Origin of the sequence: Pseudoalteromonas sp. KS88 (genome assembly GCF_004766475.1) — a bacterium.
Lineage (GTDB): Bacteria > Pseudomonadota > Gammaproteobacteria > Enterobacterales > Alteromonadaceae > Pseudoalteromonas.
Genome location: NZ_PYHV01000004.1, coordinates 221,327 through 244,146, shown reverse-complemented (window position 1 = coordinate 244,146; position 22,820 = coordinate 221,327). Strand labels below are relative to the sequence as shown.

At 38.7% G+C, this 22,820-nt stretch carries 20 protein-coding genes; 10 read left to right on the top strand and 10 right to left on the bottom strand.

Going from position 1 to position 22,820, the window contains the following annotated elements:
* Nucleotides 1–122: 122 nt before the first annotated feature.
* The 5 genes from trmB to arcA all read left to right on the top strand — a co-directional run bounded on the left by trmB (nucleotide 123) and on the right by arcA (nucleotide 5,226).
* The gene (trmB, locus tag C7Y70_RS02320; RefSeq protein ID WP_099296626.1) at nucleotides 123–848 is read left to right on the top strand and encodes a tRNA (guanosine(46)-N7)-methyltransferase TrmB; all 726 of its coding nucleotides are present in this window, start codon (nucleotides 123–125) and stop codon (nucleotides 846–848) included.
* 43 nt (nucleotides 849–891) lie between these two features.
* The gene (rsmC, locus tag C7Y70_RS02315) at nucleotides 892–1,917 is read left to right on the top strand and encodes a 16S rRNA (guanine(1207)-N(2))-methyltransferase RsmC (protein WP_135473227.1); all 1,026 of its coding nucleotides are present in this window, start codon (nucleotides 892–894) and stop codon (nucleotides 1,915–1,917) included.
* A 339-nt stretch (nucleotides 1,918–2,256) separates the two neighbouring features.
* Complete coding sequence (locus tag C7Y70_RS02310) at nucleotides 2,257–3,882, top strand: ATP-binding protein (protein WP_099296624.1); 1,626 nt, start codon at nucleotides 2,257–2,259, stop codon at nucleotides 3,880–3,882.
* 2 nt (nucleotides 3,883–3,884) lie between these two features.
* Complete coding sequence (locus C7Y70_RS02305; RefSeq protein ID WP_237114038.1) at nucleotides 3,885–4,403, top strand: YfiR family protein; 519 nt, start codon at nucleotides 3,885–3,887, stop codon at nucleotides 4,401–4,403.
* A gap of 106 nt (nucleotides 4,404–4,509) precedes the next feature.
* A complete protein-coding gene (gene arcA, locus C7Y70_RS02300) occupies nucleotides 4,510–5,226 on the top strand; it encodes a two-component system response regulator ArcA (protein ID WP_099296622.1) in 717 nt (238 codons plus the stop codon).
* 24 nt (nucleotides 5,227–5,250) lie between these two features.
* On the opposite strand, the gene arcB is transcribed toward arcA, so the two are convergent.
* Nucleotides 5,251–7,575 carry an aerobic respiration two-component sensor histidine kinase ArcB gene (gene arcB / locus C7Y70_RS02295; protein WP_135473226.1) on the bottom strand — a complete coding sequence of 775 codons (2,325 nt, stop codon included), beginning with the start codon at nucleotides 7,573–7,575 and terminating at the stop codon, nucleotides 5,251–5,253.
* Between the two features lie 466 nt (nucleotides 7,576–8,041).
* Here arcB and folE2 point away from each other — a divergent pair, with 466 nt between their 5' ends.
* The 4 genes from folE2 (at nucleotide 8,042) to C7Y70_RS02275 (ending at nucleotide 11,400) form a co-directional block, all read left to right on the top strand.
* Nucleotides 8,042–8,962 (top strand): GTP cyclohydrolase FolE2, encoded by a 921-nt coding sequence (folE2, locus tag C7Y70_RS02290; RefSeq protein ID WP_135473225.1) that lies wholly within the window; start codon nucleotides 8,042–8,044, stop codon nucleotides 8,960–8,962.
* Nucleotides 8,963–9,042: 80 nt separating this feature from the next.
* On the top strand, nucleotides 9,043–9,636 hold the full coding sequence (locus C7Y70_RS02285) for a DUF2726 domain-containing protein (RefSeq protein ID WP_099296619.1): 594 nt from the start codon (nucleotides 9,043–9,045) through the stop codon (nucleotides 9,634–9,636).
* A 110-nt stretch (nucleotides 9,637–9,746) separates the two neighbouring features.
* Entirely contained in the window at nucleotides 9,747–10,454 is a 708-nt protein-coding gene (gene mtnN, locus C7Y70_RS02280; RefSeq protein WP_099296618.1) for a 5'-methylthioadenosine/S-adenosylhomocysteine nucleosidase, read from the top strand.
* 1 nt (nucleotide 10,455) lies between these two features.
* The gene (locus tag C7Y70_RS02275) at nucleotides 10,456–11,400 is read left to right on the top strand and encodes a cobalamin biosynthesis protein (protein ID WP_135473224.1); all 945 of its coding nucleotides are present in this window, start codon (nucleotides 10,456–10,458) and stop codon (nucleotides 11,398–11,400) included.
* A gap of 93 nt (nucleotides 11,401–11,493) precedes the next feature.
* On the opposite strand, the gene tyrS is transcribed toward C7Y70_RS02275, so the two are convergent.
* On the bottom strand, nucleotides 11,494–12,693 hold the full coding sequence (tyrS, locus tag C7Y70_RS02270; protein WP_135473223.1) for a tyrosine--tRNA ligase: 1,200 nt from the start codon (nucleotides 12,691–12,693) through the stop codon (nucleotides 11,494–11,496).
* A 149-nt stretch (nucleotides 12,694–12,842) separates the two neighbouring features.
* On the opposite strand from tyrS, the gene C7Y70_RS02265 reads away from it, so the two are divergent.
* A complete protein-coding gene (locus tag C7Y70_RS02265; protein WP_099296615.1) occupies nucleotides 12,843–14,156 on the top strand; it encodes a peptidoglycan DD-metalloendopeptidase family protein in 1,314 nt (437 codons plus the stop codon).
* A gap of 236 nt (nucleotides 14,157–14,392) precedes the next feature.
* On the opposite strand, the gene C7Y70_RS02260 is transcribed toward C7Y70_RS02265, so the two are convergent.
* From C7Y70_RS02260 to C7Y70_RS02230, 8 genes are all read right to left on the bottom strand, one after another.
* On the bottom strand, nucleotides 14,393–14,695 hold the full coding sequence (locus C7Y70_RS02260) for a DUF3325 domain-containing protein (RefSeq protein WP_135473222.1): 303 nt from the start codon (nucleotides 14,693–14,695) through the stop codon (nucleotides 14,393–14,395).
* 2 nt (nucleotides 14,696–14,697) lie between these two features.
* Nucleotides 14,698–16,245 carry a PepSY-associated TM helix domain-containing protein gene (locus C7Y70_RS02255; RefSeq protein WP_135473221.1) on the bottom strand — a complete coding sequence of 516 codons (1,548 nt, stop codon included), beginning with the start codon at nucleotides 16,243–16,245 and terminating at the stop codon, nucleotides 14,698–14,700.
* A gap of 25 nt (nucleotides 16,246–16,270) precedes the next feature.
* Nucleotides 16,271–16,561 (bottom strand): DUF3649 domain-containing protein, encoded by a 291-nt coding sequence (locus tag C7Y70_RS02250; protein ID WP_135473220.1) that lies wholly within the window; start codon nucleotides 16,559–16,561, stop codon nucleotides 16,271–16,273.
* A 48-nt stretch (nucleotides 16,562–16,609) separates the two neighbouring features.
* A complete protein-coding gene (locus C7Y70_RS02245) occupies nucleotides 16,610–18,745 on the bottom strand; it encodes a TonB-dependent receptor (protein ID WP_135473219.1) in 2,136 nt (711 codons plus the stop codon).
* Nucleotides 18,746–18,835: 90 nt separating this feature from the next.
* Nucleotides 18,836–20,173 carry a sensor histidine kinase gene (locus C7Y70_RS02240; protein WP_135473218.1) on the bottom strand — a complete coding sequence of 446 codons (1,338 nt, stop codon included), beginning with the start codon at nucleotides 20,171–20,173 and terminating at the stop codon, nucleotides 18,836–18,838.
* Nucleotides 20,170–20,856 carry a response regulator transcription factor gene (locus C7Y70_RS02235; RefSeq protein WP_135473217.1) on the bottom strand — a complete coding sequence of 229 codons (687 nt, stop codon included), beginning with the start codon at nucleotides 20,854–20,856 and terminating at the stop codon, nucleotides 20,170–20,172. The genes C7Y70_RS02240 and C7Y70_RS02235 overlap by 4 nt, the downstream gene beginning before the upstream one ends.
* 499 nt (nucleotides 20,857–21,355) lie before the next feature.
* Complete coding sequence (locus C7Y70_RS20480; protein WP_167850782.1) at nucleotides 21,356–21,532, bottom strand: hypothetical protein; 177 nt, start codon at nucleotides 21,530–21,532, stop codon at nucleotides 21,356–21,358.
* A 149-nt stretch (nucleotides 21,533–21,681) separates the two neighbouring features.
* The gene (locus C7Y70_RS02230; protein WP_099296608.1) at nucleotides 21,682–22,812 is read right to left on the bottom strand and encodes a sodium ion-translocating decarboxylase subunit beta; all 1,131 of its coding nucleotides are present in this window, start codon (nucleotides 22,810–22,812) and stop codon (nucleotides 21,682–21,684) included.
* Between the last annotated feature and the right edge of the window lie 8 nt (nucleotides 22,813–22,820).

The window sequence follows — 22,820 nt, the reverse complement described above, 5'->3', positions numbered from 1 at the left end:
ATTGCAGTGAGTTAAAATATCAAGTTCTAAACATACTAAAGGATAAAACCTTGTGATCAAGCTCACGGTCGGGGATAATACGCCACCATTTTAAACATGTTGTTTTCATCAGGCCAAAATATATGAGTGATTCAAGTAACGATAACCTTGAGCAAGCAAAGCAAGAAGGTAAATATATCCGTACAATTCGTAGCTTTGTTAAACGCGAAGGTCGTTTAACCAAAGGACAAGCAGCAGCAATTGAAAAGTGCTGGCCGACGATGGGCCTTGAGCATCAAAACGGCATGCTTGATTTAGCTCAAGTTTTTGGCAATGACAATGATGTTGTTTTAGAGATTGGCTTTGGTATGGGTAAGTCATTAGTTGAAATGGCTAAAAACGCACCACATTTAAACTTTATTGGTATCGAAGTACACCGCCCAGGTGTTGGTGCATGTTTAATGGACGCAGATGAAGCTGGTGTAACCAACTTACGTGTTTTTGAGCATGATGCTGTTGAAGTCCTAAGAGACTGTATAGCTGATGGCGCTCTTAGTAAACTGCAGTTGTTTTTCCCTGATCCATGGCATAAAAAACGTCATCATAAACGTCGTATTGTACAACCTGCATTTGTTGAAAGCTTACGTAGTAAATTAAAGCTTGGTGGTGTTTTTCACATGGCAACAGATTGGGAAAACTACGCAGAGCATATGCTTGAAGTAATGCAAGCTGCTGAGCACTATAAAAATCAATCAGATACCAATGATTATGTACCTCGTCCTGATTTACGCCCACTTACTAAGTTTGAACAACGTGGTCATCGCTTAGGTCATGGTGTATGGGATTTAATGTTCGAACGCATTAGCTAAGCAACAACCAATTTAATTAAATAAACTTAAGGTAAAGCCATTTATGAGCGCATTAACCAACCCAAGTTCATTATTACTGCGAAATAGCGAGTCACTCAATGCTGAGTCTATTTTGGTGGTTAACTTTGTGCAAGATGGCTTTTTATCTCAACTTAAAAGTTTAAATCCTAAAAGTAACATCACAGCCTTTAGCTATAACCATGCAAATGGTGAGTTTGCTAAAAATATGAGTGGTATAGATGTATCCGTGAGCCATGAAATTGCCAACAAGCAATTTGATTTAGTGATTTACTATTACCCCAAAGCCAAGCCAGAGGCATTGATGACTCTGGATAACATTCGAGCAGTAATTAATGCAGATGCGGATTTACTTGTTGTTGGCGAAAATAAAAGCGGCGTTAAATCAATAGAAAAACAATTTAGCGCTAACTGTGAGTTCAGCCGTAAAATTGATAGCGCTCGTCATTGTGCCTTGTATTTATTTTCAGGCATTACACAGTCAGCTGAATTTAACATTAGTCGTTACCATAAACAGTTTACTGTTGATGTAGCTGAGGCACAATTTGCTGCAATAAGTATCCCTGGGGTATTTAATCACGGCGAACTTGATGCCGGCACTAAGATGTTACTAGAAAACGCACCGAACATTAAACATGGCCAAGTGCTCGATTTTGGCTGTGGTGCGGGTTTAATCGCAACCTTTTTAGGGCTTAAAAACGCCTCACTATCATTTGTTTGTTCTGATGTAAGTGCACTTGCTGCCTATGCCACAACACAAACTTTAGCGCTGAATAACATTAATGGTGAAGCCATCCTTAGTGATGGCCTTGCTAATGTCAAAGGTAAGTTTGATTTAATAATTTCTAACCCGCCCTTTCACACAGGTATTGCAACGGACTATACAATTGCAGAGCAATTTTTGAGTAATGCCAAACAACATTTAACAAAATCAGGCAAGCTAACCATAGTTGCAAACTGCTTTTTAAAATACCCGCCTATTTTAGAAACCCAATTTGGTGAATATCAAACTGTTCATAAAAATAATAAGTTTGCCGTGTATTCAAGCTAATTTAAGTACATAGTAAAAATTTTTATCGCTGCGTAAGGCTGCACCTATGTGCCGTGGTTATTCCCCATTTATGGGCGGTTAACTCTTAATACCTAAATGGGTGTAGGTAAAGAGTGTGAGTAGGATGCGGAAAATTTGCTCGGTTTTTACTTAGCTCACTAAGTTGCAAACCTCGCGCCGCGATTAAATCGCCCCTAGTTTGAACGAGTTTTAATCCACAAAGGCCAACAGACATTAAACAACTCAATAATTTTTTTGATATTTTTTAGTCTCTTTCCTTTGCTTTTGCTAGACTTAAAAAACTTACAATAACGACAGCATTCGGGCTTCATCTAAAAAATGCCTAAACCTCTACCACAAACCAGTATACGAAAAGCTCTTATCAGCGCTGTTATGCTGGTTACAGCATTATGCTTATCGTTATCGATTTCAATATCTACATATCTTGATGTTAAAGAGCAAAAACAATTAATTATTAGTAAACTTAACATTCTTGCCGAAATAATATCTTTTAATGCACAAATCACCGTTTTATTTGATGATAATAAAACTGAGCAGCAACGACTTAAGTCATTTGAGAGCATTCCTCTTGTAAAAAATATTCATATCTATTCTATAAATGAAATTTCCAACAAACCTGAGTTTTTTACTAGCTTTAATGCAAAGAAAACCCCGCCTGTTCCATTGCGTGTAGATAGTATTGATGAACTCAAAGAAGCAAGGATAACGGACAACCAGGTTGAGCTAATTAAGCCCATAATGTATGAGGGTGAAGTTAAGGGTTATGTATACATACGGGGCGGCTTAGAAAGGTTAAATGATTATATAAACAAAAAAATAATCATTGATATTCTCCTCACTTTATTTGTTTTAGTGCTGGTGTTTTTTGTCGCAAAACGTATTCAAAAACGGATCGCCAACCCAATTGATGATCTCAGCTTACTATTGCAAGATGTGTCAAAAAATCATAATTATAATGTTCGCGCACCAAAAACAAATATCAGCGAAATAAATATGCTCGCTAGTAGCCTCAACATAATGCTTACTCGCACTCAAAACCAAATTGAGCGCCACAAGAATGATAAACTTGAAATAAAACAATTAAACCAAAGCCTTGAAGAAAAAGTTAATCAACGCACGATTGCCCTACGTGAAGCGAACCAAGAGCTATTGAACACATTAGAAAGAATGCATCAGTATCAAAATCAAATTGTTGAAAGTGAAAAGATGGCTTCTTTAGGTCAAATGGTTGCTGGTGTTGCTCATGAAGTAAATACACCTATCGGGCTTGGTATTACAGGCTCTACTCTACTTAGAGATAAACTTAGCGAAATCAACAATGGATTCGAAAAGAAAACCCTCACCTCAACCCAGTTAAAACGCTTTATTGATGACGGCATTGAGAATCTAGATCTTATCTATCGAAATTTGAATCGAGCGGCTGAGTTAGTATCGAGCTTTAAAAAGGTTGCAGTAACCCAAGACGGTGAAATTAAGTCTGCTGTTAATGTTTACAACCTAATTTCAGATGTGCTTTTATCAATGCGTGCAGACATGCAACCCAAAGAACCTGAAGTAAAGGTTCATTGCCCAAGCGAACTAATCTTCGAAACGAAAGTCGGTCCATTACAACAAGTTTTACAGCAATTAATTAGCAATTCAGTAATTCATGGCTTTAAAGATAATATCGGTAATGAAATTGAATTCACCATTGAACGTAATGAGAGCAGTTTAATTATTAATTATCGAGACAATGGTGTTGGTGTTGACAAGACAATCAAGAAACGTATTTTTGACCCGTTTGTTACCACAAAACGAGGTGAAGGTGGCAGTGGCCTAGGTATGCATTTAGTTTACAACTTAGTTACACAAGCCCTTGGTGGAAACGTTTTTTACGACGAGAAGGATGACCGTGGAACCAGCTTTATTATTACTCTACCAACTGATGAAGCGAAAATGAAATGAGGATGAGAGCATTATTAATCTTATTAATATGTATATCATCCAACTCTGTATTGGCGAAATCGCCAGAGCAGGTCAAAGCCGCTTTTTTGTTTCAAATGAGTAAGTTTGTAGAGTTTAATCCTGAGTCAAAGAATCAAGCTGTTAGGTTTTGTTTTTATAACTTAGAACAAGGTATAGGGGGCGTTTTAAAGAGTAATTCGTCACTAACAATAAATGAAAAGCCGATTGAAGTCGTTTTAATTAATAAAAACCAACAAACTTCGGAACTTTATAGCTTTTGTGATATCACATACATTGATGAAACGTTGGAAGATGATATAATTCCGTTTTGGATCGATACCACTTCATCAGACACCTTAACAGTGGGTGAGAGTATCAGTTTTTTAGAAAAAGGTGGTATCGCCGCTTTGGTCCAAGAAGGGAATAGAATCCGACTGTATATCAATAAGCAGCAACTGATGGGCAGTAACTTTAAAGTTCAGTCTCGGTTATTAGCTGTTTCTAAGTTTCATCCAAATTGATTTTACTTGTTAACAAATGGATATACTCCTATAATCTCTGTATTCGGTTTTATAATACAATACCGAATTAATTGTAAATAAAATATTCCGAAAAGGTTAATTAATAATGCAAACGCCAGTCATTCTGATTGTAGAGGATGAAGACGTAACTCGACTAAACCTCGTTAGTTTATTTGAAGCTGAAGGTTACAAAGTTATTGAAGCCATTGATGGCGATGACATGCATGACAAGCTTACAAATAATGATGATGTGAATCTTGTAGTTATGGATATCAACCTACCAGGTAAAAACGGGCTTATTTTAGCACGTGAATTACGTCAAAAGCGTAACGTTGGACTTATTTTCCTAACCGGTCGCGACAATGATGTTGACCGTATCTTAGGCCTTGAAATTGGTGCAGACGACTATATCACTAAGCCATTCAATCCACGTGAATTAACTATTCGTGCTCGTAACTTAATTTCTCGCACAGCCCTTGGTGGTGAAGAGTCTAGTCTCGAAACAAATGGTGTTATTACGTTTAATGGCTGGGAACTTGATGAAAATAGTCGCTGTTTAACATCACCAAATGGTGACGCTAAACGCCTTCCTAAAGGTGAGTACAGAGCGTTACGCTTAATGTTAGATTCACCAGGTCGCATTTTCAGCCGTGAACAACTAATCAAACATATGACTGGTCGTGAGCTACGTGCAAATGACCGCACTGTTGATGTAACAATCCGTCGCATTCGTAAGCACTTTGAAAGCGATAACAGTACATCAGAGTTGATTAGCACCATCCATGGTGAAGGCTATCGCTTTATCGGTAAAATTGACGCCTAAACTACGTTAATTCCGCCTCAGCAACTACTTCTCTAGTTGCTGTAAGAATAAATGAAGGGCATGTTGTCCTTCATTTATTTTATCTCCAAGTTCAACCAACCATGTTTGTAACAGGTCGATATCTTCATCAAGCGCCCCATGCTCCATTTTTTTAGCATGTAACTGTACATCGTTTAAACCTACAGAGCCTGCTGCTCCTTTTAGCTTGTGTGCAACTGATTTATATTCTTCTCTATCATCTTGTTTTAATGACGTAGCTAATTCCTGTTGATATTGCGGGTTTAACTTTTCAAATAAGCTACTGCTTCGTTTGAATATTTCAATTCCCATTGAGTTTACAAAGTCTTCAATTGTTTCCACATCGAGTAACTCAACTTTTATATCAGTACAGTCTTTATTGACTACCGTAAGGCGATTTTCATCACATGATTGTGTAAGTTTGATGTCAAATAAGTCCGCCAGCATTCTATCAAGCTTTGTTGTATTAATAGGCTTTGCTAATGCTCCTTGAATAGAAATACCTTCTAGCTCCTCTTCTGCACTTCTTACATTCGCTGTTAAGGCAACAATAGGTAATTTATCAAAGAAACTGTCTGAACGAATTTGTCTGGCAACCTCATCACCATTAATATCAGGCAATTGCATATCAAGGAGGACAAGATCTAAGTCATCTTCAGTTTCTACGAATGAAAGTGCATCTTCACCTGTTTCAGCCCAAATCACCTCATGCCCTCGCTGCTCAAGCAAGTTTGTAGCGATCTCTGCGTTTAGTGGCACATCTTCCACAAGTAAAATATTTAAGCTTCTACCTACATAATTCTGCTCAGCGGGAGCAACACACAGTGAAAGTGGTATTTCTACCACAAAACTACTCCCTTCTCCTTCAGTGCTGCTCACACGGATATGGCCACTCATTGCGGTAACTAACGCTTTTGTTACTGCCAGTCCAATCCCTGAGCCAATTGCATTTGTGCCGTTTATATCTGGGGCTTTATAGTACATATCGAAGATACGCTGAAGTTGTTCTTGAGGTATGCCCTGCCCAGTATCAGTCACATTTATAACTAGCCATGTACCATCTGCGCGATTCTCGCGTAAACACGATAATTGCACCTTGCCTTGCTGTGTAAATTTGACTGCATTGTTTATCAGGTTCCATACAACTTGGCGTAATCGTGTAGGATCTAAAGCAGCGTATACATCAAGCATACCTTTTCGTTCTATATCGAATTCGAGCCCTTTTTGTTCGGCAATTAGTCCTGCAAAGTTAACCACGTCATTGATAAAGTCTGATACGTTAATTGGTGCGGTAACTATATCTAGCTGTTCTCGATCTATTTTGTCTAAATCGATAATGTCATTAAAGATATTACCCAGGGTTTCAGCGCTTGAGAATACAGTATTACACCAACTACGTTGCTGCTTATCGAGCTCAGTATCTAACAGCATACGCGTTAAACCAACAATGCCATTTAATGGCGTTCTCAATTCATGGCTCAGTGTGGCAATAAATTTCCCTTTGTCTTTATAGGCAGTTTCAAGTGCTTGCGCTGCTTCTTTTCGGCTGGTTATATCACGACCAAACGCCAGTAAACCAATATATTCGCCCTCATCATTAATAAAAGGCAACTTACGCATTTCAAACCAACGATTTTCATTATCTACTGGATACTCGACATCGAGCGTAAGAGCTTGGTGTGTTTCTTCTACTTTATTATCTGTTGTGAGTACCTCTGGCAAGTAGGATTCAGGGTATATTTGTTCGGCTGTTTTCCCAATTAGCTCACTAACAGGTTTACCTATCACCTTTTCAAACATTTTATTACACCCGGCAAATACACCATTATTATCACGGTAATAAAATAGATCTGGAGAGGAGTCGACAATAGAACGAAGTAACATGCCCTGTTGTGCAAGTTCCTGTTGCGTTTTTTTACGCTCTGCAATCTCTCTACGTAACTCTTCAATCGCACTATGCTTAGCTTGAAAAGCCATTTTACGTTCATCAATCTCAACATTTAAACGCTTGATATTATCTTTAAGCGTTTGGTTAAGAAGCTTTTCTTGCTTAGTTGCACTATCAAGGTAGGCGTATGTTGCGTCGAGTTGGCGAATTGAGTTAATCAACACACTAATTATAATAGGCGATACAACTGCAGTAAAAAACAGCATCGCAAGTACATCTACAATAACCACTTGCCCAATAGCAACGTAATAGAACATGCAGGCCAATATCAGCGAAACAACTAATAATAGGGCATAGCAAATAGCGGCTGCTTTAAATTCACCAAAACGTGTAATCAAACTGGAAAGCATTCGAACCCAAGGGCTCAAAGGAGAATCTATCATATTTAAATCTGTCTCGTGGCTATGCGCTTGATATCATTGTAAAAGCAATTAGCGCAGTGATAGCGTTGAATAAGTGGCTCAATACGCAGATAGATTGCTAATTATACTATCCGAAGGCCTACAATTTAAGTAAAGCTATAAAAGATAGAGAGTAAATACCATCACTATGGCTGAAAATAAGTATTCTCAAATTCAAATTGATACAAAAGTAACTTAATGATTTGAGTTAATAGAACAACTTAGAAACATATACCAGCCATTACTGATATGCCTTCTCATCAAAACCAAGCAATAATGATCTGGCTAGATGAACTAAAACTTATCTCTCTATTGAAGTATTTTAGCATTTTTACTTTAACAATTTTCATGTTCCGCGACGAAAACATAAAATTTTCATCTACCACGTTTTTTTAAATTATTTCGTGTAAAATACCGCCTTTTAAACTTGCCAATAACGAGATTTTTCATGCAAAGTACTATGCCCGATATAGCGGATACGGCTCCAGCCCTTCAAACAGGTAAATTAAACTGGGTGGGTATGTCAGAAATTGAACTGCCATTTATTTTTGAATCTCGTGGCCTTACACCTGTTAACGTTAATTCCAAAGCAAGCGCTTTTGTAAACCTTCATAAAGAAGATGCCAAAGGTATCCACATGTCGCGCCTGTTTTTAGCGCTAGATACCTTATCTACCGAACAGCAAGTTAATCCTAAAACCATCGCTCAAGCGCTTGATAAATTTATATCTAGCCACGAAGATTTGAGTAACCAAGCTAAAGTAGAGTTTAAATTTGAACTTCCACTGCGTAGAAAATCATTACTCAGTGGCAAAGCTGGCTGGAAAAGCTACCCACTAGTGTTAGAGGCAAAAATTGACCGCGGGCAGCTAAGTTTTGAACTGAGTGTCGATGTTACTTATTCTTCAACATGTCCTTGCTCAGCGGCTTTAGCACGCCAACTTATACAAAATGCGTTTGTTGAAAAATTTGATAAACATGCGCTTAACCATCAAGAGGTTCTTAATTGGTTGGGCAGTACAGAGGGAATTGTTGCTACTCCGCACTCTCAGCGCTCTATTGCGAATGTAAAAGTTAAGCTAGATGAACAAATCACAGAGTTTGATGTTGTTAACTTAATAGATACGCTAGAAAATGAGCTAAAGACCCCAGTACAAGCGGCTGTTAAGCGCGAAGATGAGCAAGAGTTTGCCCGTCTAAATGGTCAAAATTTAATGTTCTGTGAGGATGCTGCACGTAAAATCAAATCGCGATTAGAAGACGCACAGTACACCGATTATTGGTTAAGAATAAATCATTATGAATCTTTACACGCACATGATGCTGTTGCTATTGCAGTCAAAGGCTTAGAAGACGGCTACCAGCCTTAATTAAAAAGTGACTTCACTACAACTAGGCACGTTAATTGCTATTAATTTACAGTGTCAATTTGTTGTTGTGGAGTTACCATATGGAATTCGCTTTATTATCAATATTAGTATTAGTTGTAGGGGCATCTGTTGTTGCATCAAAATTTACCGATGATGGCGGCAATCCTTATCCTTTCACCCGCAAAGAGAGTGTATTTACACAAGTAGAAAGTGCTTTTTTAAACTTACTTGAGCGCGCTGTTGGCGATCAATATAAGATTGTCAGCCGAGTTAAACTGATAGATGTTATTGATTGTAAAAAGGGCTTGTCGCCTAAGGCTAAACGCGCGGCAATTACCAAAGCAAAGAATAAACAGCTAGATTTTGTCTTGATCGACAAAGAAAAAATGACGATTGTTGCAGCTGTCGATTTAGTTAATAACGCTAACAAAGACGGCCACAAAGCGCAGCGCGATTGGTTTGTTAATGGTGCATTAGAATCAGCAGGGATCCCTCACATTCGCATGAAAGTTAAATCAGGTTATCGACCAAGTGAAGTTCGTAATGCCATTATGTTTAAGCTTGGAAAACCAGCGGCTCCGAGTGTTAGACCAAGCCGTAACAGAGTGACTAAGCCAGCAGTACTTTCCCCTTCTCAGGCAAAAGCGCATTCAACAGCATTAGCCGAAATTTAAAGTTTGAAACTATAAAAATGCGAGATTAATCTCGCATTTTTTTGTTTGGTTTTACCCTACTCTCATTTTTGCAGTATAATCACGGCATCTAATTCGAGGAATCAAAAATTATGAATGTTGGTATTATTGGCGCAATGGAGCCAGAAGTTAAAATTTTGCGTGAGGCAATGCAAAACCCACAAATTTTAACTAAAGCAGGCTTTACTTTTTATACGGGTGAATTAGCTGGCAACACGGTTACTTTGGTTCAATCAGGTATTGGTAAAGTAGCATCAGCCATAGCAACAACATTATTGATTGATAATTTTAATCCTGATTGCGTGATCAATACAGGTTCTGCCGGTGGCTTTGATCCATCACTTAGCGTAGGCGATGTGGTTATTTCATCACAAGTACGCCATCATGATGTTGATGTAACTGCGTTTGGTTATGAAATTGGCCAAGTTCCACAAATGCCAGCAGGTTTTGCTGCACACCCTAAATTGATTGAAGCTGCTGAGCAAAGTATTGCTCAAATCAGTGACGTTAAGACATTGATTGGCTTAATTTGTACTGGCGATTCATTTATGTGTGACCCTGTACGAATCGATAAGGCACGTGCTGACTTTCCAACTATGCTTGCAGTAGAAATGGAAGGCGCTGCTATTGCTCAAGTATGTCATAGCTTAGAAACCCCTTTTGTGGTTATTCGTTCTATGTCAGATATTGCAGGTAAAGAATCGCCGCAATCATTCGAAGAATACTTAGAAACGGCATCAATCAACTCTTCGAAGATGGTTGTTGCTTTGCTTGAAAAACTAACATCGGTTAGTTTATAAGGTGTTACCCAATCTAGTTCAACAGCATTTGGACTTTATTGTGTTTTTATTAGCGCTCCTTGTTGAGCGCTTTTTACCTTTGAGTAGTTGGTATCACCCTGATACATTTTTATCTGTAATCTATCGTGCTTTGGGTAAACGCGTTTATCGCGACAAAGAACCTAATAGTTACCAATATTTGTCCTCAATATTGTGTTTTAGTTTAGTTATACTAGTAATAATAACTATTGCAGTACTACTGCTAGAGTTTGCTTATTACCCTGAGTTACTCGCTGGGTTAATTTTGTATATATGTCTGCAATGGCAAACACCACAAAAAAAAGCGCTTCGTATAGCTCGTCTGCTAAGGCAAAACCAAAAGGCAACCGCGCGAGAATTACTCAAGCCATTAGTTGCTCGTGATGTAAGTAAGCTTTCAAATGCAGGTATTTGTAAAGCGACCATGGAAACTTTCGCGCTAAGAGTTGCCCGCCATTATTTTGCCGTTATTTTTATATATTTGGTTTTTGGCGCCATGGCAACGTTAAGTTATCACTTATTGAGCTTAATGCATCAAGCCTGGCGCAGCGACCTTCCTCCTAACAATGCTTTTTTAAGACCTATTTCAGGGCTATTATTTATTCTCGAGTGGCTGCCAATCCGTTTGCTTACTATAACTGTTGCTCTCAGTAAAGCGACCAAGCAAAGCATTCATTACATAAAACATTATGGAAGACACTTTTATCAAAGTAATTCAGGTTGGTTATTGAGTGCATGCTCAGCTTCAGTGGGTGTGCAGCTTGGCGGACCTGCTATGTATCAGGCGCAGCGCTTTAACAAAATGCGTATAGGTACTGAGAGGCTACCAAAAGCTGAAGACATAGCGGTGCTGGTAAGTCGTTTAAATCAGGCTCGCGGGTTTTGGTTATTGGTGATTTTTGGTATTGAGATTATAAAAACGATATAAAAAAACCAGCAGAAGCTGGTTTTTGGATAACCAAACCTCTTAGCTAGTTTGGCTATATTATTACTGAATTTTCATTCTTAGCTATAGAGCTAATTAAGCAACCGTAATATTGGCAAATTTACGTTTACCTACTTGGTAAATAGCCGTGCTACCTTTTGCGATTTCCAGTTTAGAGTCTGTTACTTTCTCTTCACCGTTAATTTTTACCGCACCTTGCTTGATCATACGCATAGCTTCTGAAGTACTAGCGACGAGCCCTGCTTCTTTAAGCATGTTCGTTACAAATACAGTGTCTTCGTCAATTGTCACAGTTACATCTGGGATTTCATCAGGTAATGCGTTCTTTTGAAAACGTTTAATGAAATCCTCATGTGCGCCTTGTGCTGCTTCGTCACTATGAAAACGAGCAATCATTTCTTTGGCTAAATCGATTTTGATATCGCGTGGGTTAGTACCCTGTGCAACTTTTTCTTTTAACGCAGCAATTTCTTCAATCGATAAGCTACTTAGCAAATCATAATAACGCCACATTAGTTCATCGCTGATTGACATTACTTTACCAAACATGTCATTCGGCGCGTCTGTAATACCAATGTAGTTCCCTAGCGACTTAGACATTTTTTGCACGCCGTCGGTACCTTCTAATAAAGGCATCATTAGTACCGTTTGCGGCTTTTGGCCTTCATCTTTTTGTAGCTCTCTGCCCATAAGCAAATTAAAACGTTGATCGGTACCACCTAATTCAACATCTGCTTCTAATGCAACTGAATCCCAACCTTGTACTAAAGGGTATAGAAACTCATGAATTGCAATGGATTGACCATTTGCATAACGCTTTTTAAAGTCATCACGCTCAAGCATACGTGCAACAGTTTGGCGTGCAGCTAATTTGATCATGCCAGCAGCGCCTAAATTCTCCATCCACGATGAGTTAAACGCAACTGTTGTTTTGGATGGATCTAGAATCTTAAATACTTGCTCTTTATACGTTTCAGCATTTGCTAATACATCATCACGAGTAAGTGGCTTACGTGTTACATTTTTGCCAGTTGGATCACCAATCATACCGGTGAAATCACCAATTAAGAAAATCACTTCGTGACCTAAGTCTTGGAAGGTTTTCATTTTATTAATTAATACGGTATGGCCTAAGTGTAAGTCAGGTGCAGTTGGATCAAAACCCGCCTTGATCTTCAGCTTTTTACCAGACTTTAGCTTCTCGACTAATTCGTCTTCAATTAATATTTCTTCTGCACCGCGTTTAATCTCTGCTAGAGCGGTTTGTAAATCCACTTGTATTACTCCAAAAAATTCAGTCAACCTAGGGATTCTAGCGTAAATTAGCCACAGTTTAAATCCACAAAACACTGGTATTAACGCTTTATTAAGTATATCCTGCAATATTAATGATTAATTATCTTGACAGCAGAAAAAGGCACGTTATGGTTCACGTTGTGCACAAACTCCCAAAAAAACACAAATTGCTTATTCTAGGTTTTGTTTCTGCTATTGCTGCCCTAACCCTTATTCCTTCAGAAAAAGCAACCGCCTCAAAAGATAACAGTGCGGGAGCACTGGAAATCGGCAAACGCTACGAATTACAAATTAAAGTTGATGACGCTGAACAATTAACTGAATTAAATTCGCAAGAAGACGCAGCAAAATTACCAGAATATGACCTAGTCGATTTTGAAGTAAAGAACGGTGACAATTTAGCACTTATCTTTAAGCGCGCTGGTTTTAATGCGCAAACCGTTCATAAATTACTTAACACCAATGCAGAAACACGTAAGCTAACTAAAATTCACCCAGGTGAAATACTCAGTTTTGCGACAGCTGAAGACGGCTCTTTAGCGCAGTTACGTTATGTGATTTCAAAAACAGACACTTTATTTGTTACATTAAACGAAGACGGTAACTACGATACTTCAATCGATAGCAAAGAAATCGAAACCTTAACTAAATCTACCGGCGGTGAAATCAGTAATAGCTTTTGGACTTCTGGTATTGCAGCGGGTTTAAGCGAACGCCAAATTATGAACTTTGCTGATATTTTTGGCTGGGACGTGGATTTCGCTAATGACATTCGTAAAGGTGATCAGTTTGGTTTAATTTACGAATCACATTATGTTGATGGTGAATTTATAGGCACTGGTAAAATTATTGCCGCTGAATTTATTAATCAAGGCGAACGCTACGCCGCAATTCGCCACAGTGATGATAACTTCTATACACCGGAAGGCCGCAGTATGAAAAAAGCGTTCTTACGGGCACCCGTTAATTTTAAATATATAAGTTCTAGTTTTAATCCACGGCGCTTACACCCTGTTACAGGACGAGTAAAAGCACACCGTGGTATTGATTATGCAGCTCGCACAGGTACTCCCGTTGTTGCATCGGGTAACGGTAAAGTTATTAAATCAGGCTACAGCAAATATAATGGTAATTATGTATTTATTAGTCACGGCACGCAGTACGTTACTAAATATTTGCACTTGAACAAACGCGCGGTTAAAAAAGGCCAAAAAGTTAAGCAAGGCCAAAAAATTGGTACTGTCGGTGCTACAGGCCGCGTAACTGGCGCTCACCTACACTATGAGTTTTTAGTGAACGGCGTTCACCGTAATCCTAAAACAGTTAAACTACCTAAATCTGAGCCATTACCTCGCGCAGAGCTTGCGAAGTTTAAGCCGATTGCAGATACATTCTTAGCACAGTTAGAGCGCAACAGAGAGTTACAGCTAGCGCTTAAATAAGAGCGGTCAGCCGTCAGAAAATAAAACCGTTGCTATTCACATAGCAACGGTTTTTTAATGTCTAAACAAAGTCAATCGTTGCGTTTGTGATCGACTTTTTTGCAATTGAAGTAAGACTTTAAACTAACAGTAAAGAATAATATTACCAAATGTGCTCTACCAATTAACGGTATAATGACTCAACCGTATTTAATAATTACTGATAAATCACAACCGTGATGAGTGTTACTGTTATGCTAATTTATTTGGCGATTATCTTTGCTCTTGTAAGTAATATAAGCTAATAAAACAGCTAATAAAGTCGTTATTAGTGTTGCGGTTGCAAAAACATAGACTAAGCCAAGTGAATTGCCCCACAGACTGATTGCATGAATTGCTGCAACAATAAGTAATGCAAAGCCTGCACATCTACACAATATACAGGTGCTTTTTTTTAAGCCCAGTGCTTGACTAAATACATGGTTATAATAGCGTTGTAATGACAAACTCAGCAGTGTAAAGCCCACTAATTGCAGCATTATTTGTAGTAATATCAACATATTTAAATACCTTTTACTGTTTGCTTTATATGTGCGTTTGCAGAGCCAATAACACTTCGCCTTTGCAACACAATCGCCGTAACAGCAAAGCCCCCAGCAAAAACCAGCATACTTAAATCAAACCCCAGCATTAACCAATCATTATTCTGTAAGCTCGATAATATACTGTGCTTTGTTGTGAGCATATTAACAAGTGGTATCAAGGCATAGGCTACAGCTGCTAACCACAGCATATTTTGCCAAGCTTTTTCTGCTGCTCGCGTAATACAAAAACAGCTACACAATGCAAATACAATAAATAAACTATGCATTTCCCACTGTGCACGACTGGCCATTTCAACAGGTAATAAACGGTTTGCCCAAAAATAAGCCGCGATGCCTATGGGTAAGCCAACGACCACAGCTGCATTAAGCTTATCGATAACATTGATAAACCTAGATTGCTGCTTTTTACGTTTTTGCACCCAAATAATCATTCCCGTTGCTATCATTCCAGCCCCTAGCAAGCCAGATAGAAAGTACAACCACCTTAAATAAGTATCAGCAAACAATCCTTCGTGTAAATGCTCCAGCACATCATAAACCTCTGCCGCACTGTATTTTTTTCCTGTGGCTTGTTCTATTTGAACTTGTCCACCGACAGCGCGATAAGTAATAAGCTTTGCAAACTCGATGCCCTCTTGTGCATCGAACCACACTTCAAACCCTGGCTGCTCAGTATTTCGGTCTATTAAGCCTAAATAACTTACTGCTTGATCTTTAAAACGCGACTTCGCATCATTTAATGCTGATTCAAGTGATAAGTTTTCAGCGGGTAACGCTATAAATTGCTTTGTAATGTTTTCGGCTTGCGTTTCATTGTATAACTGGCGATGCATTTTTTGTCCTTCGCCATAGGTTGCATCCACCACAGGGGCAAATGAAATACCCATTAATAAAATAAGTCCGCTGTATGTGATCATTAAATGAAAAGGCAGTGGCAACACACTAAAAATGTTATGTATATCGAGCCAACTACGCAGCCCTTTATTGGCACGAAAAGTAAAAAACTCAATGAATATTTTTTTATGAATAATCACCCCAGTGACTAAACCAATCAGCATCAGCATCGTGGCTAAACTAGTGACCAAATAGCCAACAACAATCGGTACATAATGTAAACTATAGTGCAGTCGGTATAACGCTTCGCCACCACTGGTTTCTCTGGTTGTTATAAGCTCGCTGGTATCAGGCGCAAGGTTTTTTTCATACCACTGCCTACGTGCCCCAGTCTCTTTATTTGCTGGCTGCAACCATGAAATATCAATATAAGGATTACGTGCTGATGGATAACTAATGTACCACTGAGTTGCATCTTCTGCATTGTCTGTGAGTTGTTGCTGAGCAATATCAAGTATTGCTAAGTCATCGATGGGTTCATTTACTATGGCTATTTCTGGTTTCATCCAGCGGTCTATTTCATTTTCAAAATAGCCTGCAGTGCCTGTAATAAAAATAAAAAACAGTAGCCAAGCAAATACAAAGCCAGACCACGTATGTAGCCAGCTCATAGATTGTCTAAATCGAGGTCTCATACTATTGCGGCCCCTGCAAATAGTAATTCAAAAAGTAAAGTAAAATACATGAAACCAATACAACGGCAAAAGCGCGTAACGTTGTTTTAGTAGCAAATATAAATAGCACTGTGATGAGGTAAATGATAAAGCTAGACATTAATCCTGTGATAATACTGTTAGTCTTATCACTTAATAAATGATTGCCAATCAAGATAGCACCATGCATTGCCACAAAATAACCGCCAATTAAAGCAATAAGCACACGAGTAGTTACATGAAATACTGAGAGGTGTTTTTTTGTGATATTCATCAATAAGCCCGTTAGGTGCTTTCTTAAAGCACCTAACTAATTCAGGAGTTAAAATGTATACGACACACTAAGACGTATATCACGCCCTGGCTCTTTAATACCTACAACACCTTCATAACCCGTAATATGTCCGTAGTCAGCAACACTACCGTGGCTTAAATAAGATTCGTCTAGTAAGTTTTGCACTGATAAATCAAACCTTAGATTGGTGAGTGGCTCATAGGTTACATAGGCATCAAATAAATCGTAGCCTGGCTTATTGATTGTTTCGAGCTCATTCAACCAACCAAGTTCAATCGAACGGTGGAATACTTCAATATCATTGAGGCTAGCAACATGGTTATAGTTTAGACCAAACTTAATTTTCTCATTCACGTGGTAGTTAAAGTTAAGATTGATAGAATCGCCAATTGCATTACCTAAACCGCCATATTCATAGGCTGCCATATCAATACCATCGATAATAACAGTGCTATAACCAGTGGCATCATTAGCGTCTGGCCACACAAATGAGGCATTATTTAGTTCAACATCGTTATGGCTATAACTTACGATAACATCAAAATTATCGCCTTGATAACCCGATACAAGTTCAATACCTTTGGTTTCTAAATCACCGATATTTTCGTTAAATACACCTTCACGGCCTTTGAACTTATCAAACACCACGTCGTTTATTACACTTAGGTACAATGATGCTTCAAACAACCAAGTGCCATCGTTATACACTAAGCCAAGCTCAGTATTATCGACTTCTTCAGGTGATAAGTTTTGATTATATGTCAACTCACCTACAGTGAAAGCATCTGCAACTTGCCTACCTCTAAGCGCTTGTGCATAACCAGCAGACAACTTTAATGACTCGGTAAAACTATACTCAAAACCAATATTGCCACTAATGCCATCTTGTTTTTTAGTTGAAAACTCATCCGACGAAGTCACTGGCGTACCACTTGCGTCGGTTTCAATGACCCAGACACCATCAACTTTAACCCAGTTAACTTCAACACCGCTGTGATCAAGTTCATAAGCATCATAACGCGCACCAAAGCTAAGTAATAAAGCATCGCTAAATTGCCAGTGATCTTGAATATATACACCCGTCACCGTGCCTTCTTCATCAAAAATACCACCAAAGTTTTCATACGAAGCAGCATGAACTTTATCTACTTTTTGTTCTACACCGTAAGTCAGAGTATGATTGCCTAAATCACTGGTATTTCGGATATCAAAACCCGTTGTTTCGATTGCAGCATACCAGGTATAAAGTTCGCGTTTAAATGAAGACTCTGTTTGGTAAATAGTCGTTTCAAGGTTTACGAAACTATTTAAGTACCAGGCATGATTTAATACAATGGTTTCGCGCTCTCCCCATGATTCAAACAATGGTGCTCCAGCAATTTGGGCCCAGTTAGTTTGTTTACCAAACTCACCTTCTTCTTGGCGATTTTCATAGCTTAGCGTAAGATTTTGGTTTTCAGTAAGCTCGGCGTTTACTTTTATGAATGCAAGGGTTTGATCGGCTGCTGTCCCTTCTAGATTTCTGCCATCACCGTCATCCATGTCATTGCGACTAACATTAACATAGGACGCTAACACCCCTATTTCATCAGTTAACTTGCCGTATAATGATAGGCTTTCTTTGTGGCCGTCATTACTAAAATAACTCGCTTTGGCAATACCACCAAACTGCTCGTTATCGCGGAGTAAATTATCAGCACTTTTTGTTTTAAAACGAATTGCTCCGCCCACAGCGCCTGTACCCGCTGTTGCTTCACCCGCACCGGCTTGAACTTCTATACTTTGTAATAGTTCAGGTTCAATTGCAACACGGCCAATATGATGAAACAGCGTGCTGGTTTGCGGCGCACCATCAACTGTTACGTTCACCATTGAGTCTTCCATACCACGTACAAATATCTTTTGTGCTATGCCTAATGATCCACCTACAGTAACCGATGGTGTATGACGAAAAATATCATCTAAATCGTTCGCCTGGTAGTTTTCAAGCTCAAGTGGTGTGATTTCTGAATTTGTTGTAGCACCAACGACTGTGATTTTTTCTATCTTCTGTTCTTGTTTAGTCTCTTCTTGAGTAGCCGCATTGGCGTTAAAACAAAGCGCAATTACAGCGCAGGCAATACTGGTTTTTACAAACGGTTTATTTATTAATACAGATGGCATGAATTAAATCTCAAAATAAGTGTTAAATACTTAATTAAGAATTATTACCATTTAAGGTCACTAATGATATGACTTTTACAATTGTTACATTTAAGAAATAGGAATCATTATCACCACTACCAACCCTCCACCTAACTCATTTTGTGCGTAGATCTTTGCCCTAACACTGGCTAAATGGCGTTTAGCCAAGGCCAAACCTAAACCAAAGCTATCTCCTTCACTTATTCGTGCGTCGTCGACTCTAAAAAATGGCTCAAATACTTTCTTTAAAAATTGCTCAGGGATACCAGGACCTTGATCGCATATCTGTAATTTGTAAAAACTAGACTCCAACGATATGCTAATAGTAACTTGCTCATTGACCGGTGTATAACGCAGCGCATTTCTAATCACGTTTTCGATGGGTGGACATAATGCACGATGGCAGCTATTTTCAATCACTGCGGTTGCTGGAGCATGAACAACCAGCTTTCGATCAGGAAATTCATAACGAGCATCCTCAATTAACACATCAAGCAGGTCTACCAGATCAACGGGCTCTTGTTTAATTATCGGCTTTTCATTTTCAAGCCATGCAAGGGTTAAACTATCTTCAACGAGTTTGCGAATATGTTTTGACTCGCGAGTGATTCGCTCAAGGTGCTGTTTACTTTCGTGCTCATCAAAGTTTTCAACTGCTATATCTAAACGCGTAAGTGGTGTGCGTAATTCATGGGATAGGTCTGAAATTAATTGTCTTTGATTGTTAATGAGCTCACCAATACGACTAGCCATTTTATCAAAGGTAAATGCAAGCTGGGCAAGTTCATCTTTACGCCCTCCTAAATATTTCGCCACCCTAACTGAAAAGTTACCACGGCTAAATTCTGCAGTCGCTTTTTCTAATTGCTGTAGAGGCGTAATAATATGGCGATATAAAATAATCGATAACACGACTAAAACCAGCATTGGCATTATTATTTGCAACATAAACTTAGTTGTTGTCCAGTAGTTACCTGGGCGCATACGCTCAGGTAATTTTATTAATAAGCTGCCATTAGTATGAATGAAAGGAATTTCCATTATGGGATTTTGCTCAAAGTAGAGATGAATTTTCCATTCAATGCTGCGCCCAAAGTGATAACCACCAACAATATTTTGATCAAATGATTCACCAGCTATGTGGCTTACCGTAAAACCAGCTATGGATACCCAAGTGTTTTCTTGAGTTTTTAACTGTGCCAACCACGCATTTAATTGGTCTATTTTTCCAGTGGTATAGAGCTTTTCAGCATGTGCTCCCCACGCTTGTAATTGCATGCGATCTTGCTCTGCAATAAAACTCATGCTCTCTTCTGTTTTTAAGGTAAATATGTGTAATAAATAAAAAAATGAAACTAAACCTGTAGCCAAAATTAGGCATAATTTCCAAAGTAACTTTCGCTTCATTTAAAACAGTATCCTTTACCATGCACCGTTTGTAAGCGCTCCCCAAGCCAGTTAGCGTCTGTTAGTTTTCTTCTTACTCGACTAAGATGCATATCAATACTACGATCATAAGCGCCTAACTTTTTATTAAGCACTGCTTGGTATAAATCTGATTTACTGACTATTTGATTTTGTTGCGAAACCAGCTCCCAAAGTAATTTAAACTGAATTGGTGTGAACTCAAGCTCTTCACCATTTACATAAATAACCTGTTTGAGAACGTTGAGCATGAGGCCATCAATATTTATTTCTACATGACTGCTTGGTTTGACGCTTGCTTGGCTTCGTCTTAATAGGCTCTCAATTCTGAGTAACAGCTCTTGGGTATTAAATGGCTTGGCAACATAATCATCTGCGCCATGGCTCAAGCCTAAAATACGCTCTTCTTCTGCACCTTTGGCTGAAACCATAATAACAGGCTGCTGGCTGGTCTCTCGCAGTGTTTTTAAAAGTGATACACCGTCTAACTTAGGGAGCATTTTATCAAGTAAAATAAGGTGGTGCTGCCGACGCTGAGCTATTTCTAACCCTGTTAAACCATCAAAGCACTGTTCAACACAGTAACCTGATTTAACCAATAAATCGGTGAGATAATGATTTAACGTATTATCGTCTTCAATTAATAAAACTTTTATTTTTGACACTAGAAATCCAAACCAATAGAAATGGTAATTATTATTATTTGCATGGTAATCACTGAGCTATGTAATGTAAATAAGTAGCTAGGGATTTAAAAAAGGAACAGCTTAGCCATATTGCAAAACGAGTATAGAAAAGCGATTTATCTCCTGAGCACTTCCCTAAGCAACATGATCTATTTTCGCTAATATGTATTAAAAGAAACTATTATGGTGTGACAATATAAGTTTAAGGCATTGTGTGAAATTCAAATCCTGCACCTTAATTGCACAGGATAAACCTAAAGAAACGATGGTATTTCTATAATTTCACATGGAAATCTAAGCCACTGGTTTTAAATAAATATTTAAAATTATTTTCCCACGACTCAGAGTAAACTGAATAATTAAAACACGTGATAATGCTGTGCTTTAATAAAGACTGAAAGAATATTATTCGTTGGGTTTCGTTTCGTGATGCGCAAGTCTACGTACGCATCCAATTTTGACGGTTGACGGCTATGCTCTATCGCACCAATACATAAATCAATTGTATAACCAATGAAATCATGACCAATGGCCAAATATACTTAGCATATTTAGTTGCACCATCTAAACCCATTTTTGATTGGTACTTTTCAAGTAATGGCACAAGAATGACAAGAGCGACAACCAAAGATATTAAAATCACAAAAATATTCATACCACTCCTTTAAATTTGTAAAACTAACGTTGAGTATACCCAAAAAGCGCCCAAAAAAAAGCGCAGTTTAAACTGCGCCAGTCGGTTGGAAGTAAAAGTTTACTTAAATATACTCAAACCACCTCAAGATGAATGAGCACCGCGGTTTTTTAACCAACAAGTGCTAACAAAATACCCGCGGCAACGGCACTACCTAGTACACCTGCTACGTTTGGCCCCATTGCATGCATCAATAAGAAGTTATGCGGGTTATTTTCAAGGCCTACTTTGTTAACTACTCGTGCAGCCATTGGTACGGCAGAAACACCCGCCGCCCCCACTAAGGGGTTTATTGGTGATTTAGATAACTTGTTTAAACCTTTTGCCATAAACACACCTGAGGCTGTACCGATAGAAAATGCTAATGCACCTAGCGCTAAAATACCCAGTGTTTCGACAGTTAAGAATTTATCTGCGGCTAATTTAGACCCTACAGCGAGTCCTAAGAAAATCGTTGTGATATTGATAATCTCATTTTGTGCACTGTTGCTTAAGCGATCAACCACACCTGACTCTCGCATTAAGTTACCTAAACAAAACATACCAACAAGCGGTGTTGCGGCGGGTAAAAACAACATAGTTAAGCCCAATACCATTAGAGGGAAAATGATTTTTTCCTTCTTAGACACTGTACGTAATTGTGGCATTTGAATTTTGCGCTCTTCTGGCGTTGTAAGTGCGCGCATAATAGGCGGCTGAATAATAGGCACAAGTGCCATATAAGAATATGCAGCTACAGCAATAGCACCGAGCAAGTCAGGCGCTAACTTTGATGCTAAAAAGATAGCTGTTGGGCCATCAGCACCACCGATAATTGCAATCGCCGATGCATCTTGTAATGAGAACTCAAATCCTGGTACATAGTTAAGTAAAATTGCACCAAATAATGTCGCAAAAATACCAAACTGAGCAGCAGCACCCAGCAACATCATGCGCGGATTTGCTATCAGGGCACTAAAATCAGTAAGCGCCCCAACCCCCATAAAGATTAATAACGGAAAGACTCCGGTATCAATACCAATATGGTAAACGTAGTACAACAAACCACCTGGATCTGATAAACCAGCAACAGGGATATTAGTTAATATTGCGCCAAAGCCAATTGGCACCAATAATAATGGTTCAAAGTTACGCGAAATCGCGAGGTACAATAATAAACACCCTACTGCAATCATTATTAATGCAGGAAACGTGAAGTTTGCTATACCCGTTGCCTGCCAAAGATTTAGTAATGCTTCCATCCTCTACA

Excerpts from the sequence above, each read along its gene's own strand:
- folE2 (WP_135473225.1), top strand. The coding sequence starts at position 8,042 with ATGCAAAGTACTATGCCCGATATAGCGGATACGGCTCCAGCCCTTCAA.
- C7Y70_RS02310 (WP_099296624.1), top strand. The coding sequence starts at position 2,257 with ATGCCTAAACCTCTACCACAAACCAGTATACGAAAAGCTCTTATCAGC.
- C7Y70_RS20480 (WP_167850782.1), bottom strand. The coding sequence starts at position 21,532 with ATGAATATTTTTGTGATTTTAATATCTTTGGTTGTCGCTCTTGTCATT.
- C7Y70_RS02260 (WP_135473222.1), bottom strand. The coding sequence starts at position 14,695 with ATGTTGATATTACTACAAATAATGCTGCAATTAGTGGGCTTTACACTG.
- C7Y70_RS02285 (WP_099296619.1), top strand. The coding sequence starts at position 9,043 with ATGGAATTCGCTTTATTATCAATATTAGTATTAGTTGTAGGGGCATCT.
- arcA (WP_099296622.1), top strand. The coding sequence starts at position 4,510 with ATGCAAACGCCAGTCATTCTGATTGTAGAGGATGAAGACGTAACTCGA.
- C7Y70_RS02265 (WP_099296615.1), top strand. The coding sequence starts at position 12,843 with ATGGTTCACGTTGTGCACAAACTCCCAAAAAAACACAAATTGCTTATT.
- C7Y70_RS02245 (WP_135473219.1), bottom strand. The coding sequence starts at position 18,745 with ATGCCATCTGTATTAATAAATAAACCGTTTGTAAAAACCAGTATTGCC.
- C7Y70_RS02255 (WP_135473221.1), bottom strand. The coding sequence starts at position 16,245 with ATGAGCTGGCTACATACGTGGTCTGGCTTTGTATTTGCTTGGCTACTG.
- C7Y70_RS02240 (WP_135473218.1), bottom strand. The coding sequence starts at position 20,173 with ATGAAGCGAAAGTTACTTTGGAAATTATGCCTAATTTTGGCTACAGGT.
- C7Y70_RS02230 (WP_099296608.1), bottom strand. The coding sequence starts at position 22,812 with ATGGAAGCATTACTAAATCTTTGGCAGGCAACGGGTATAGCAAACTTC.
- arcB (WP_135473226.1), bottom strand. The coding sequence starts at position 7,575 with ATGATAGATTCTCCTTTGAGCCCTTGGGTTCGAATGCTTTCCAGTTTG.
- C7Y70_RS02305 (WP_237114038.1), top strand. The coding sequence starts at position 3,885 with ATGAGAGCATTATTAATCTTATTAATATGTATATCATCCAACTCTGTA.
- mtnN (WP_099296618.1), top strand. The coding sequence starts at position 9,747 with ATGAATGTTGGTATTATTGGCGCAATGGAGCCAGAAGTTAAAATTTTG.
- rsmC (WP_135473227.1), top strand. The coding sequence starts at position 892 with ATGAGCGCATTAACCAACCCAAGTTCATTATTACTGCGAAATAGCGAG.
- trmB (WP_099296626.1), top strand. The coding sequence starts at position 123 with ATGAGTGATTCAAGTAACGATAACCTTGAGCAAGCAAAGCAAGAAGGT.
- C7Y70_RS02250 (WP_135473220.1), bottom strand. The coding sequence starts at position 16,561 with ATGAATATCACAAAAAAACACCTCTCAGTATTTCATGTAACTACTCGT.